The sequence below is a fragment of the Bacillus sp. FSL K6-2944 genome, from assembly GCF_038005385.1.
GTDB lineage: Bacteria > Bacillota > Bacilli > Bacillales > Bacillaceae_G > Bacillus_A > Bacillus_A cereus.
In genome coordinates this window covers 615,381-629,341 of record NZ_JBBOTE010000003.1, presented here as the reverse complement: position 1 = coordinate 629,341, position 13,961 = coordinate 615,381, and the positions used below count along the sequence as shown (strand labels likewise).

The following is a 13,961-nucleotide window of genomic DNA, read 5'->3' as shown; positions in this document are numbered from 1 at the left end:
ATTAAGACCCAGTAGAAGCTTTTAGAACATACTTATAAACTGGAACTTCAAATGGAGAATGAATTAATTGAGCGTCTAGTAAGTTCCAGATACGGAAGCCTACACGGTTTGTACGTGAGAATAACTCAACTAACTTTTGTACTTCTAGTGATCCAATAACATCTTGAATATAGAACTTAGAGAAATCACCGAAATAGAATACTGGTGTATCTGGTGAATCAGGAATATCAATTGCATCTTCTTCCTCAACAGGGAAGCCTAATAATGTATAACCAATGCCGCCCTCTGCTTGATTAAATGGACGAAGTAATGGGAAACCATCATCCGTCTTCATTGTTTCAATTTTTGTTAGTGCTGCTGTATTTAATACCCATCGTGCTTTTTTACGTACTTCTTTAACAGGTGTATTTTTCATTTTCACTAATGCATCATAAAGATTCTTTTCATCAGTTGTAAACTCAACAGCTTTCTTTGCTAATGCACCATCATTGATGTTATTCGCTTCATCACCATTCACCATATATTGCGTTTCCTTACGAACATAAGCTTTTTTCAGCTCGTCCATGACAATTTGTTCAATTGGTAAACCTGTACGCGCTAATAACTTTTTCGTTACAGTTGCAAGTGCATCGAACTCCGTTGGTGATAATTCGATTTCATCGAATTCAATATCCGTTTCTGGAATTTCATTATTTGTTCGCTCATTTTTATGACCCTGAGCTTCTGCCTTTTTCACTAAAACAGGGTACTTAATGTTCTCTTTTGTTTTTACCCCTGTCCCTAATCGGCGTAAGAAGTTTTCTTCTTGAGCATACGTAATAATTTCTTTACTTAAAAAATCTGGAATCGTAACAGAACCATTACCAGTCACTAACCCTAATGCACGGGCTTCTGTTTCATCAATGTTACCTACAATGTAGTTTGCAAAAGCTGAACGAGTTTCCTTTTCTTTATTTTTAGTAGATTTATGACCTTTAGTAGAAAGAGCTGCTGCGATAGATGCTGAAATAGCGGAACGTTGTTCTTCTGACAGTTCCGTTTTTTCATTCGAATTTTCTTTTGCTGCTGGGTCTTCTTTTTTATCTGGATCATCGTCTTTCTTTTTGGCGGGATCTTCTTCTTTTTCTTTCTCTTCTAACTTTGCTAATTCCTCAGAAATAGTTTGAATTTCTTTTGTTAATTGCTCTACTTCTGCTTTTACGGCTGCTAATTCTTCTGAACGAACTTCATTTTTTTCTACTTTCCCTTGTAATTCTGCTAATCGAGATTTCGTTCTTGTTAAAGATGCGTTTAAGATTTCTTTTAAATTCATGTTAATTTTCCTCCAAAACTTTTTTTATTTGTTTGATAAGGTTGCTTCTTTCTTCTGTATCATCTTCCACAACTGTTTTTACAGCTGCTTCTTCACTTCTCATTTCAATCATGGCTGTATTTTCGCCCCTGGTTTCAATGGAAGTTGCAACATAGGCTGGTGTCATATCTAAGATAGATACTTCTAAAAGCTCTAGTTCTTCAATAGATCGTTTTTGAACACCCGATTCGCCTTCTTCCCATGAATCTTTTTCAGAAACAAAACCAAATGACCAACCACGCAATTCTTTATTCCTTGCCTTCTCAATCACTTGTTCATCTGTAACTGTAGCAATAGCTCTTAAACCAATATTGTCTTCACACAATTCCAGATTGCCATTTTTAATGGAACCCAGATTTCGATTCTTATCGTGGTTAAAAAGTAAATCCACATTCTTTGCTTTCTTTAACGCTTTTTCAAACGCCTTTGGAACAATTCTCTCTTTGAAATATCCCCTTGGAGAAGGCAACATGCGACTTTCTCTGTCCACAACATTCACATAACCATCAAGTATGACTTGATCTCCTCGGACCTCAATTTTCATTCTCTTCACCTCCCAAAGAACCATCTCCCGCTTCTTTCTTGCCAATTTCAGTTACATCATTTGAAATATAAATGGCCTGTGATTCCTTTTTATTTTGTTTAGGGAATCCAAGCATATCGGCAACATGATCAGGTGAAGTAATAGCTGTACGTACCAGGTTGTAACCGATATTTGTCTTATTGCTATACGTAACAAAATCAAGAATATTAATCTTAAATTTGATACGTTTCCCTGAATTTTGGCCATAAAAAAGAAGACTCAAATGGTCTTCAAAATTTTTCATTATTGGTCTAACTGCTTTGTTGTGGATATACATCATAGCTTTCTCAATATCTTCTTTAATTAGCTCTGTGTATGTATCCACGTTTATGCCTAAAAACTTACCCAAATCCTTTTTGTATACATTTAGATATGCTAGAGTTTTTTCATCGTCTAGTGGGCTTTTAAGCGTGTCTATTGAGTACCCTTTTCCAAGAGGAATCATTTTTACAGATCGTGATTCATCGATGGATTCCAGTTGATCTAAAATGGCATTGATTAACTTTGACTGCGCACCATTCTGCGGATTGATATGAGCATCTAAATTTAACAAGAATGCTAATAATCCACCTTTTTTATATTTGTCAGTTAAAGTTCTCTCGGCTGACATAACACCCTCGAGTGTATCTCTTCCCAAGTCAAGAATACCTTTTCCTCTTAAATGATCCGCACCAATATTTTTTACATGACGAATCATAAACGGAGGAATTTCGTGACCACCAATATTAAAATGCTCTACTAAATTATCATCTAACTCTGTAAAAACATTTGAAGCTAAATGTATTTGAGTGCCATTTAATATAGGAAACGTTTCTCCCTCGAGTAAATAAGTATTCGTCATTAATTTAATGAATTCAGATTGTGTAAGATAATCATTCGGATTCTTTAAAATACAAAGTGCAATATCATCTTTAGTTTCATTCCCAAATTCATCTTCCACAACGATATCAGCCAATACCATTTGATTACTGATATCTTGCAACAACTCGTAAACATCGCTAGATTGTAAGATGTTTGAATCCGTAACATATACACCGCCGTAACGAATGCTTTTTCCTAAAACGTCATCCAAATAACCACGCTTTTCAGTCTTTTTAAATAAATAATTTGAAAACCGATCTCGTAAACCCAATTTCTCACCGCCTTCCTATCTATAAATCTCACCAATTAATTCATCCATTCCCTCTTCACTCACATCATCCATAATCATCATGGTTTCTTTATGAGCAACTAAAAAAGCAACAAATCCATCAATCTTCTTTTTGGACTGTCGCTTACTAGGGGCTTTCATCCCGTTAATATTTGTAACTACTACAACATTAAGAGCACAATAAACAAATAAAGGATTGTCAGTAATTAAACGTTTTTCATAAATTAGTATTTCTGAATCATCAAGCATTGCATTCATAACATTAGGGAATTGATTTACAGCAATACATTCAAGGCCTAGGTTCTCAAGTTTTTCAATTAACTTTTGTGACATCGCTGGGTCGTAGTTTATTTGTTGTACGTCATATAAATTCATACATTCCACAATGTAGTCCATAACCTGATCTTGGTTTATCATCTTGCCATCACAAAAAGTAACAAAACCACGTTCAACCATATCGGTATAAGGAACATTATCTTCTTTTTCTCTAAATTCAATGTTATCGGTGGGAATAAAGTACATTTGTTTCACTTTTAAAATGGAATTACCTTCCTCATCATGAGTGGGGAAATTCAAACTTACACAAGTTAAATCCGTTGTTTTCGATAAATCCAATCCTATATAGCATACTTCTCCTGTGAGATCACCTAAATCTTCTACAAGTACATGTTGAACTTGATCGTGTTCAAAATAATTGTCTGCACTATTTACAAAGACATTTAGATGCTTGGAAAGAAATTCTGCTTTTGAATGTGCGGATTGTTTTGCCTTTTTAAACTCTATTTCAAGTTGTTCCATGGTGACGGAAACACCAATGTTTGGATTCACCATCGCCCAAACTTTACGATTTTCCCAATCATAATTTTTATTCGGCTCCCAAATTGCAACAAATAAAGAATCGTCATTATCATTTTCAAGAACTTGTTTTGCATATTTATATACACGCATACCAACAGAAGATGAGCCTTTACCAGCCGTCGAAATATTTAACATAATCGGCTGTTCACGAGAAATCTGTGCTGATTTCAAGTTATCATACATATCCATATTCTCTTGCGCATGAAGTTCATCATTCAACACAAAATAAGGGTTCTTTCCTTCAAGACCCTTTGTATTTTTTGTTAGTACTTTGAATTTATTTTGATATGCAATTCCATTAATGTTATAACGATACATCGCACCACTGACTGTACCATTCACACCTTTATAAATTTGTGTATGTCGTGCCAGAGGTTCGGAGTTTTCTATCGCTTGTGCAATTGGTTCAGCTGCATTTTGTGCTTGTTCATAATCCGATGCCGCACAATAACAATCCGCACCAAGTTCACCTTCTCCATACATCGCATAAAGCAATGCCCCAGCTGCAATAATGGTTTTCCCGTTCTTCTTTGGAACTTGCACATACGCCTCTCGAACAACACGAACAATTTTCCCTTTTTCATTTTTACGATACCAACCATACATGTTTGCAAAAACAAACATTTCCCAAAGTTCTAATTCCATCAATTGACCTGCGAGTGGCCCCTTAACATGACGGATGAACGACTGAACAAAATCCAACATCTCATTTGCACGATCCACCTCAAACCAAATATCTTTACGCTTTTTCCACTTCTTATAACGCTCTACCGCAAGAATGATCGATTTTGGGTATTTCTTTTTAGTACACATCACATTATTCGCATACTGATCAGCATAGTTAACGCCTGGTGTAATCATCATGTAGATTTCCGCCATTTGGCTCGATGAGCCGCTAATTCATCTTTTGGTTCATGAGATGGGCTATTTTTTTCATTTTTGGACGCTTTTTGTACACTTTTTCCCTTATTCGTCATTCCGAGAGCTTCTAACATTTTATTCTTTTTATCATTCCAAGTTTCTACCTGTTGTGCCAGTGGATGCTTCATTTCATTTGTCGCTCCAGCCTTGTTCTTATGCGTTTTTGTAGGCGGAAGCCCATCATCTTTCCACTCCTCAAACATGGTTTTATAAATAATAAACGCATCTACATAATTATCGATTAATGGTTCTAAGGAAGGTGTGAAATTGTCCTCCTCATTCAATAATTGTATGATTCTATTTCGCTCTTCATCCCTTGCTACGTCTAGCATTTCCAACCTTTTCTTCTTTGACATACGAGCCATTTTCACACCCCCTTCCTTTTTCAAAAATGGCGCAACTATTTGCGTGCCCCCTACGCTACCTATCCTCCCCAGAGGAGAAATTTTAATTTTTGATAGGGGGGCTTCCAAAATAACTTGGAAAAACTTTTTTTGGTTTATCTTCATTTTCTTCAATTGTATGGCAAACTGGACAAAGTAATCTGAGGTTATTCTCTTCTAATTTAAGAGTTGGATCTTCTTTGATTGGTATTACATGATGAACATGAGCACTTCGGCCAAAGACGAACCTTCCACATCGTTGACAGCAGCCATTCTCTCTTTCGTAAACTTGAGACCTGACAAACTTCCATGCATCCGTACGATAGAATGGCTTGTTCTCATGATGGTAGATGTTCTTCTTATCCTTCTTCTTCCTCGGCTTGTTACGCTTATGTTCCCCGCAGTAACGTCCTTTGCTTATCTTGTTAGAGCAGCCATTGAAGTCACAGTACTTCATGATAGTAATGCAATGATGTCTTCTTTCTTTTTCCTAGCCGTTGGAATCCATACATTTCTCTTTTCTATTTTGTACTCACATTCTTTTCCTGCTGCAGTTTGTCTTGTTTCTATCATCATTTCCCCATCCCCTACAACATACGCACCCATTATAGATGCTGTTTCATTTTATATTTGTATTGGTATTAAAAACCAAATCATACTAACCACAGATGAACAGTGTACTCGTACCCCCCTAACAAACTTCATCTTTATAACGATACGGTCACTCTTCATCCTTGATTATTTACCTGTATGAAATAGCATCTTTCCCATTATCATGTGACGCTCCTCATGTTATGATGAAAACCAGTCAACATAATCCTTCCCCCTTAGAAGGGTATTATGTTTTTCACGATCTATTCACTCTCTACACAGCCAGGTTATGTATCCTACAATAATTCGGCTGTTCTTTTTCATGCAAATAAGAAAAACGTTCTATCACTTCTCATCCTTTGCACGTTTCTGGACCCACTCCGCTATTCCTCCTAACGACTTCATCTTTCCCCTCCATATCCATATACCCATCTTTCTTTTTAACCGGTTAAAAAAAGACGGACTACATTGTATGCACTTTTCTTTATCCCTTTTTAACAACTCTTCCATAGTTGAACGCATGACATATTCTTTTGAATAGGGCACAAAACATTGTCCATACATTTTATAATACGTAAAACGCTTTGTATAAAGCCCTAATTCCTCGTATGCCTTCAAATGCTCCTGATAAACACAATCATCCACAGGACATAGCTGTAACCTATCAATTTTCATTTGTAAATCTGTATTTGTGGTATCCATCTTTTCACGCCCTTTTCACTGTTTTCCACTAAAAGAACATCCTAGTAGATGTTTACCACATGTATATGCTCTCATTTGGTATATAAAACCATTTGTAATCATGTTGATAAAAAAGAAGAGAGCAACCAAAAGGAATGGCTGCTCTTACATCATTTATATAGAGAGGTAGGTCTTTGGAAAAAGCACCATCAATAGGTGTTGTCCCATGCTTCATTATATGCTTATCTCACCAAAAAAGTTCTAGACAATACATTATTTTGGTTTTAAAAACCATTTTTCCGCATATACTACAAATGGTTGGAAAACAAACCATCTAAACTGTTTTCCTCCAGCATTTCTTTCAGAAGGTTGAAGAATGCTCAGGATACCTTACACCTACTACGGCCTACCCACACTTATATATGCTGGCATTCTTCATTCCTTCCCCCTAAAAACATACGCCTCCATTATGTGTATAGCGCCTCTTTCAAACGCCAAGTATATATGTAACTTGCCCACATTACACATACCTATCTATCTCCATCTTGGCGCCTGAAAGAAGAGCAACCGCTCTCCCGTTACTACCATAATCATTCCATTAACAACTATGGTTGCTGGTTACGGCTCTTCCTGTTACAATGGTTGCCCGTGAAAGCCTGTAGACATATATAGTAAGAAACAGTTTCCGCTATTTCTTACTATTTCTTACTATTTCTTACTATTTCTTACCTTTTCTAAATTATCATATAGTCCCCTCATTAACCTACATTTTTTATCCTTTGACAAATATCATTTTTTGCATCCACTAAGATACCTAACATGTTATAATGCATGGATCCTAATTAAATTTCTGCGAAGGCATCACTTCCTTGTCTTCCAAACCATTCTTACAGCCATATGACTTTACATAAGTCATGTGGCTCTTTTTTATAGAACTTTTATGCACGATAGTCGCTCTTCAAAATCTTATCTTATTACTATAACTCATTTTTTCAATGGTTTCGATTCACTTTAAGAGTGAACCTAAATGATACCTTCTTGTTCTATGAATTTGATAAGCCGAACGATTTCTGCATGTTTCTTTTTTATATGACTTAGACTATACCTACTAGCTTCGGCTATTTCTTCCAATGTCATACCGTCCACATACTTCATTTTGAGTATTTGATTATCCAATCCTCTAAACTTATTCATTAACTTTATTAAGGTATACATTTCATTCATTTTATGAGCCAGTTCATATGTAATTACTTCCATACGTTCCTCTACCTTTGCACCTTCCGATGCTGCAGATAAGCGTATACTTTGTAAATCACCATAGATCCAACGTTTTAATTCTGCTTTGGTTTTATCTAGATTATATTCTAAATATACAATCTCCTCTTCTAATCTTTGATATTCTTTCAGCCAATTGAACAATGACGATACACCTACTCGTTACTGTTATTTTTACCTTACCACGTCTACACTGTTATAATTTTATGATGCTATAAACCACACCGGTTCCATGTTTACTTTAGCCCTCTTTTTTTAAGGTGATGAGACAAACTGTTCCGACTACACCCTAATTGCTGACAGATTGCTTGATAAGTAAGTCCTTTTTCACGTAACATGACAGCTTGTTTACATCGTTCATCCCATCTTTTATGAGCATTTTCTTGTATTTGTTTTCTGCTTGTTGACTGCCACAATCCCATTTTTTTGAGTTGCTTCTGCAACGTGTTCACTTCACAGTTTACTTCTATCGCAATTACATACATCGGTAGTTCTCTTTGTAACATTTCTAAAATTTTCGGCATCAATTCTTCCCAATTTTTCCGTTTCGGATTTTCTCTGACTTGTCCTACACAAGGAGCTAATTTTTTCCTAATCTATACAATTCTTCTCCGACCTTACAATTCTTCAAACAATACTTCGGAGACTGATTTGCCCGATATTCACACGTTGCGCAATGCTTGTCTTGCAAATCTAATATATACATTCTTATTTCTTTTGCATTCATGGTGTGGACTCCTCAAATTTCTCTATTTTTCATGATGGCAAGGTAGGTTACAGATAATCCCTTCAAAAACACACCTTGCATTCTCAAAACTCATTATACATACTTAACATCCATTTACAGATACTTTACCCTTCTAGATACCTATGGTATTCAGAAAGAATTCAACCCCCGATTTCCTAGGTTTCTGTCAGTCTTTTTTCTTCAAAACATACTTTTGTTTCACTTTATACTCGTATACATGATGTACCTAGCCTGCTATATTAAATTCCTCTTAACAACTGGGCAGTTAGCATTTGCTAGCTGCTTTGTTGTATATATTTTTATACTTTGGATATACTATTCATACGCCAATTTTTTGAATTTGCGATTCACCTAATTTCCTCTCAGGGCTCTTATATAAGAGTCCTCTTTTTTATCTCCTAAAAAGCCCCCAATTTAAAGTAATGTTTCGCTTGATAATAAAAATGATGATAAATCCAATTCCCACTGAATTTCTTATCCAAATACACGATTTCAAAACCGTATTTTGCTTTAAATGTATTTAGCCTTCCCAGTAACGCTAGTGGATTGTATTTGGAATGATACTTCCCTTGCCCCTTTTTCATATAACAAACTTCCGATTTGCCTAACTGTAATTCCAGGCGTATACACATCATCAACGAGTAAAATATGTTGCCCAGAAAACATCTCTTCTCCCTGAAAATAAAAAGGATTGCTTCCTGACACCCTTTCTTTACGTGTCTTCTTACTTTGCTTTTCTGTTTCCCTTCTTCTTAATGATGGATAAGAAATTTTGACAGGTAAACAAGTTGCTAATAACTCAGCTTGATTAAAACCACGTTCAACTTCCCTTTCCTTACTAAGTGGAACAGCGATAACGGTTGAAACATTAGCAAAATACTTTTGAAATACACTTCGAAAAGGACGATAAAAAATGCGCACTAACTCTGCATCCCCCGAAACTTAAACTGCGCTACTATTTCTTTCATCTCATCATCATACATATATAACGAACGGTTTTTAAAAGAACGATACTTCGCCTCTTTCATCCACCTTAGACAATCTATACAAATACCGTCTTCTTGAAATGAGGCAGGAACATATTCTAAAGGCCGCCCACACTCCATGCAAATTTCTCCTATAATATAGGAAAGTGTCTGCTCACATCTATCACATATATATTTTCTATGACAATTTTAAAAAAATTGTATTGACCAGATCATTCTACAAGAGTAGACCTAACGGTCGAATTTCCTTGTTTTGTAATTGAACTTCGACTGATTTTCTCTCCACTTGAGCTTTCGCTTGGCGTCAATCCTACATAAGCCATAAATGCTTTAGCCGTGGGAAAACGAGTGAAGTCTGCAATTTCCATATGAACAGTCATTGCCGATGTTGTGTCTATACCTTTTAAGCATCTTAACTTTGCAACTGGTTCTTCATATCTTTCACTATGAGATAATTCGTCTAATCTCAGACTGACCCGCTCAATTTTATCAACTAGAACATTATACTATAATAGATATTCGTCTAACGTTTCTTTGCATAATCCTTGTAGATCAAGGTTCTTTAACCATTTCATATAAGCGATTGTCCAGCTTGATTTCCCTTCATACACATAGCCATGCCTTAGAACCTGTTTAGAATCTATGATATAATCTGTACAAAAAAGGATATTTTCTATGATACATAATTATACAAGTAACGTTTCACATGAACAGTTTGAACTCATTCGAGAAGATTTGGAAAACGCACGTAAAAGGACGCGTCCACGTACAGTTGATTTATATGAGGTATTCTGCGGCGTACTATACGTGCTTACCACAGGTTGCCAATGGCGCAATCTACCAAGTGACTTCCCAAACTGGCAAACTGTTTATTTCTACTATCAGATTTGGCGGAAAGTAGACGAGAATGGCATAAGTCTTCTCGAAAAAGTGCATAAAAAAATTGGTTAAAACCTATCGCGAACAAGATGGACGTAAGAATGAGACAAGTTTCTGCATCCTAGATGCACAAAGCGTGAAAAACACATGGATAGCTGGTGAAAAGGGTTATGATGCTGGAAAGAAAGTGTCAGGAATCAAACGTCATATCGCTGTAGATACGAATGGTCTCATTCATGCGATTGATGTAACAACCGCGAACATAACAGACCGAGAGGGTGCCATCCAAATGTGTGAAAGGCACAAGAAAACATTGGAAAAGGTGACAAATATACTTTGTGATGGCGGATATACAGGGCCATCCTTTGCGCAATCCATAAAAGAAACGATTGATTGTTCGGTTGCAATCATCAAACGATCTGAACTTCACAAATTTGTCGTGTTACCAAAACGCTGGATTGTGGAACGCACCTTTGCTTGGTTGGAAAATTACCGTAGACTGTGGAAGAATTGTGAACGAACACTTGAAAATAGTAGACAGATTTGCTTATTGGCAGGTGTGGCAATTTTATTGAAAAGATTTTAAACAGGTTCTTACAATTTCCCCAGTTGTTCCGTGCAATGCACATAAGCTAAAGCTGTCCTTATGGACATCCATCCCAATATAGATTATATTTTCCATAGTGGCCTCCTATTATCATAGGGTATAAACCCATTCATAATGTTTGTTTTTACTCATTATTATGAGTTAAAATCCCTGACTTGATAATCTAGGAGGTCACTTCATATTATCTCTTTTATTGTTTTTTGACTGCCTGGTAATTGAAATCAACATTACGATTACCGCCCCCGCCCTTACTCCCACAATCGATACAGTGATTTGGTAATTGGTAATTGAAAATTTCACTTCTTTTATATTTTTATACCTTCACTTTTTTATTGGATATTAAAAATTATTACTAAAAGTTAAGAAATTACGATTACCCAATTACCAAGCACCTATAAACCCTTGGGGCTGTAAGTTTTATGGGGGTAATTGAAAAGTAAAATTCCAATTACCTTTCAATTACCCACTTACCACTAAACGACTGTTAATCTTGTATTTTCATATGCACTTTGATTTTTCTTTTGATCGGGAAACCCAAACCCTAAATTCACCTTATCCAAGTCCCCTACATAATTTATAAGACTGTCATAACGAAACTTCCCTTGTGCACTCGTATTCCATTCTTTACCCAAATACGCTTTAAATTGCTTGTGGAAAAGCCTATCTGATAAAGGTTTATAACCGTTGTCCATACAAAATTTCTTATAGAATCCATAAACTATATACTTCGGTACTTTAGGTATTTCCCACTTATCAAATACAGATACTTTAAAATCAAGTACTGGGTCATTGTCCTGTTTAAATACTTCCAGTTCACGCTTAGAAACTTCCGGAATATCGAACCTTTCAAAATCTAAGTGAATTGCTTTATGAAGAACATATTGCAGCACTTTTTCATTTCGGATGTATTCATCTTTAATCTTGAAGTTCTCCACACTTCCATTGAAATCAGCCTTAAAAGGTACGATTACAATCCTTCTTATCGTTCCGTTTGTTTTGTTCTTAAATTTCGGCATTCCATTTGTTGATTGAATCACGCTACACCTAAATGTGGTACTGTATAACGGCTTATTTTTAAACTCAACTTGTACCCGATCACCAGTAACAACACTATTAAAATTAGAGGAATCATCAATGTACACATTAACTGGCACATCATCACCAATAACGGCCGTTTTCCCTTCCAGTGCGCTCAATCTGAACCGCTCGTCAAATTCATTCACTTTCAAAGTAGCGATATTTTGAATACCAATTAAATTGATAATCAGCTCTTGGAAAGTACCCTTACCGTTGTTTCCGTCACCCACTAAGAAAACCGCTTTCTTTCGTGTGTAGTTACCATTAAGCGAATCATTTATGACTTGCCATAAAAGCTTCTCAATTTCTAAATCCCCGCATGCTATTGAATTTATCCAGTTATGTACGTCCCAGCCATCTATAACAGGGTTAACAGGATTTTCAATGTAAGGTGTGGTAATCTTGGTGGTGAACACATAATCAGCGGTAAATGATTCTAGTGTCTTGGTTTTTAAATTGAATACACCATTTTTAACTGGAATTAAATATCTTGATTCCGTTTTTTCCTTCATATCGGTTTTGTTCGTTAAATGGTAAATGACGTCCTCAGCTTTTGAATTGTTCAACTTAGGTTCTAACCATGAGATCACTCTTTTTATGAGCGTGACGTTTCGTGTATATGTTCCCTCTATTGGCTGGTACATTGCCAATCTAGTATTTTCCTCATAATCAAAAAGTATGAAGCTTATATATTCGGGCAATATTTCTGCACACCTTATAGGGCTAATGGTAGTAGGTTTTCTTCCTTTGCCTCCGTTCGCTTCCCATTCTGCTTCCATTTCGACTAATTCCCTAAAATATCTATCTCTTAATTCTTTTTTCAGGTCAATGGTCGGTGAATCTTTAATGTATAAATGAAAACTTTCATTAGGTGTCGGCTGCTGATACGTTGCCTTTAGTCCATCTAAGGCATGTTGAATAGTACCATCCTTATAATCCTGTCTTTCCCATTTGTCATCACGATATAAGCCGCTTCCAGTAAAGATTCGATCAATCTGTTCTGGGTCTTGTGTGTAAAATGCAATCAAATTGCATAACGCTTGATCCGCTTCACTTTGACTGCCGTAATTACTCCAATTACCCGAATAAAGACCCTTGAATTTTTGACCGTTTTTTGCCTTGAATCCGATGTTCAAAACATCCTCATCTGATAATTTAGGTGATAAATCCAACTTAGACGGCTTTATCTCCTGCGTTTTTTTACTTGCAGGAAAATAACTATCATAGATGTAACTCAAAATATCTTGCCGTTCATGTATTTCTGTTGGTGTACCATCTACATGGTCCCCAGTCATCACAATGAAACGTTCGCTATCATATATTTCAATACCCTTAGTTGAATTCTTTGATCGCTTACCTGACTTCTTAGCTTTTATAAATATGTGAAGACCTGTTCCGCTTTGGCTATATTCAGTGTAGCTATCCATCGCATTCACAATGGATTGTGCTTCTGGTTGAATTTCCCCATCTTTTATATGGTCATCTAAGTCAATGGCTGTGTAAGGGTCATCTTCTGATAATACATACCCTATGCCGTTATGTTTATTGGTACTCTTGTAAGCTTTGACTGTTTCATCATAGCTTGCCCATGTAGATGGGATTGTTGAATCTGCTTTTAAACCGTTTATTTGATAGGGTACTTTGGTATATTTGAATTGTCCGTTTTCTTTATTAACCTTATATTCACCAGTTTTTTTATCAATTATCGGTTCAAGTTTCCATAATACCCACTGGGGGCGCGTGGTAAGTTCTACCGGAAACGATTGGTACTCTTTTATTGAAACGGCTTGCAAGTCCTCACCACCATTGTTGTATTTTTTGCAAAAAGCTGATATACTGTAAGCAATAATATTTTAAAAATGATTTTTCAA

General features: G+C 36.0%; 13 protein-coding genes and 3 pseudogenes. 1 reads left to right on the top strand and 15 read right to left on the bottom strand.

Annotated features, from left to right (window positions below):
* Position 1: 1 nt before the first annotated feature.
* From MHH55_RS29860 to MHH55_RS36515, 14 genes and pseudogenes are all read right to left on the bottom strand, one after another.
* Positions 2-1,312 carry a phage major capsid protein gene (locus MHH55_RS29860; RefSeq protein ID WP_078188082.1) on the bottom strand — a complete coding sequence of 437 codons (1,311 nt, stop codon included), beginning with the start codon at positions 1,310-1,312 and terminating at the stop codon, positions 2-4.
* A 1-nt stretch (position 1,313) separates the two neighbouring features.
* Positions 1,314-1,895, bottom strand: coding sequence for an HK97 family phage prohead protease (locus MHH55_RS29855; protein WP_006929824.1), 582 nt, complete (start codon positions 1,893-1,895; stop codon positions 1,314-1,316).
* Positions 1,885-3,066 (bottom strand): phage portal protein, encoded by a 1,182-nt coding sequence (locus MHH55_RS29850; protein ID WP_078188084.1) that lies wholly within the window; start codon positions 3,064-3,066, stop codon positions 1,885-1,887. The genes MHH55_RS29855 and MHH55_RS29850 overlap by 11 nt, the downstream gene beginning before the upstream one ends.
* A gap of 15 nt (positions 3,067-3,081) precedes the next feature.
* Positions 3,082-4,806: a terminase large subunit gene (locus MHH55_RS29845; RefSeq protein WP_340881930.1), complete on the bottom strand. Its 1,725-nt coding sequence runs from the start codon at positions 4,804-4,806 to the stop codon at positions 3,082-3,084.
* Complete coding sequence (locus tag MHH55_RS29840; RefSeq protein WP_340828000.1) at positions 4,803-5,228, bottom strand: P27 family phage terminase small subunit; 426 nt, start codon at positions 5,226-5,228, stop codon at positions 4,803-4,805. The genes MHH55_RS29845 and MHH55_RS29840 overlap by 4 nt, the downstream gene beginning before the upstream one ends.
* Before the next feature lie 82 nt (positions 5,229-5,310).
* Entirely contained in the window at positions 5,311-5,703 is a 393-nt protein-coding gene (locus MHH55_RS29835) for an HNH endonuclease (protein WP_078188068.1), read from the bottom strand.
* Entirely contained in the window at positions 5,700-5,822 is a 123-nt protein-coding gene (locus MHH55_RS29830; RefSeq protein ID WP_303047675.1) for a hypothetical protein, read from the bottom strand. The genes MHH55_RS29835 and MHH55_RS29830 overlap by 4 nt, the downstream gene beginning before the upstream one ends.
* Before the next feature lie 360 nt (positions 5,823-6,182).
* Positions 6,183-6,539, bottom strand: coding sequence for a hypothetical protein (locus MHH55_RS29825; protein ID WP_078188067.1), 357 nt, complete (start codon positions 6,537-6,539; stop codon positions 6,183-6,185).
* A 1,002-nt stretch (positions 6,540-7,541) separates the two neighbouring features.
* Positions 7,542-7,937: a hypothetical protein gene (locus MHH55_RS29820; RefSeq protein WP_078188066.1), complete on the bottom strand. Its 396-nt coding sequence runs from the start codon at positions 7,935-7,937 to the stop codon at positions 7,542-7,544.
* Between the two features lie 92 nt (positions 7,938-8,029).
* The gene (locus MHH55_RS29815) at positions 8,030-8,317 is read right to left on the bottom strand and encodes a helix-turn-helix domain-containing protein (RefSeq protein WP_340881721.1); all 288 of its coding nucleotides are present in this window, start codon (positions 8,315-8,317) and stop codon (positions 8,030-8,032) included.
* Positions 8,318-8,373: 56 nt separating this feature from the next.
* Complete coding sequence (locus MHH55_RS36520; protein WP_367946722.1) at positions 8,374-8,499, bottom strand: zinc-finger domain-containing protein; 126 nt, start codon at positions 8,497-8,499, stop codon at positions 8,374-8,376.
* Between the two features lie 440 nt (positions 8,500-8,939).
* Positions 8,940-9,128 (bottom strand): annotated as a pseudogene (locus MHH55_RS29810) (ERCC4 domain-containing protein); the annotation flags it as partial.
* Positions 9,052-9,710 (bottom strand): annotated as a pseudogene (locus MHH55_RS29805) (ComF family protein); the annotation flags it as partial. The pseudogenes MHH55_RS29810 and MHH55_RS29805, both read right to left, overlap by 77 nt.
* Positions 9,711-9,742: 32 nt before the next feature.
* A pseudogene (locus tag MHH55_RS36515) lies at positions 9,743-10,156 on the bottom strand (transposase); the annotation flags it as partial.
* A gap of 46 nt (positions 10,157-10,202) precedes the next feature.
* Between MHH55_RS36515 and MHH55_RS29795 the strand changes: the two are divergent.
* Positions 10,203-10,992, top strand: a protein-coding gene (locus MHH55_RS29795; protein WP_438284848.1) for an IS5 family transposase whose coding sequence is annotated in 2 segments (ribosomal slippage) — positions 10,203-10,477 and positions 10,476-10,992 — 792 coding nt in all. Because the reading frame shifts where the segments join, the coding sequence is not laid out codon by codon here.
* Between the two features lie 494 nt (positions 10,993-11,486).
* On the opposite strand, the gene MHH55_RS29790 is transcribed toward MHH55_RS29795, so the two are convergent.
* Positions 11,487-13,883: a phage/plasmid primase, P4 family gene (locus MHH55_RS29790; protein WP_078187231.1), complete on the bottom strand. Its 2,397-nt coding sequence runs from the start codon at positions 13,881-13,883 to the stop codon at positions 11,487-11,489.
* Positions 13,884-13,961 lie beyond the last annotated feature (78 nt).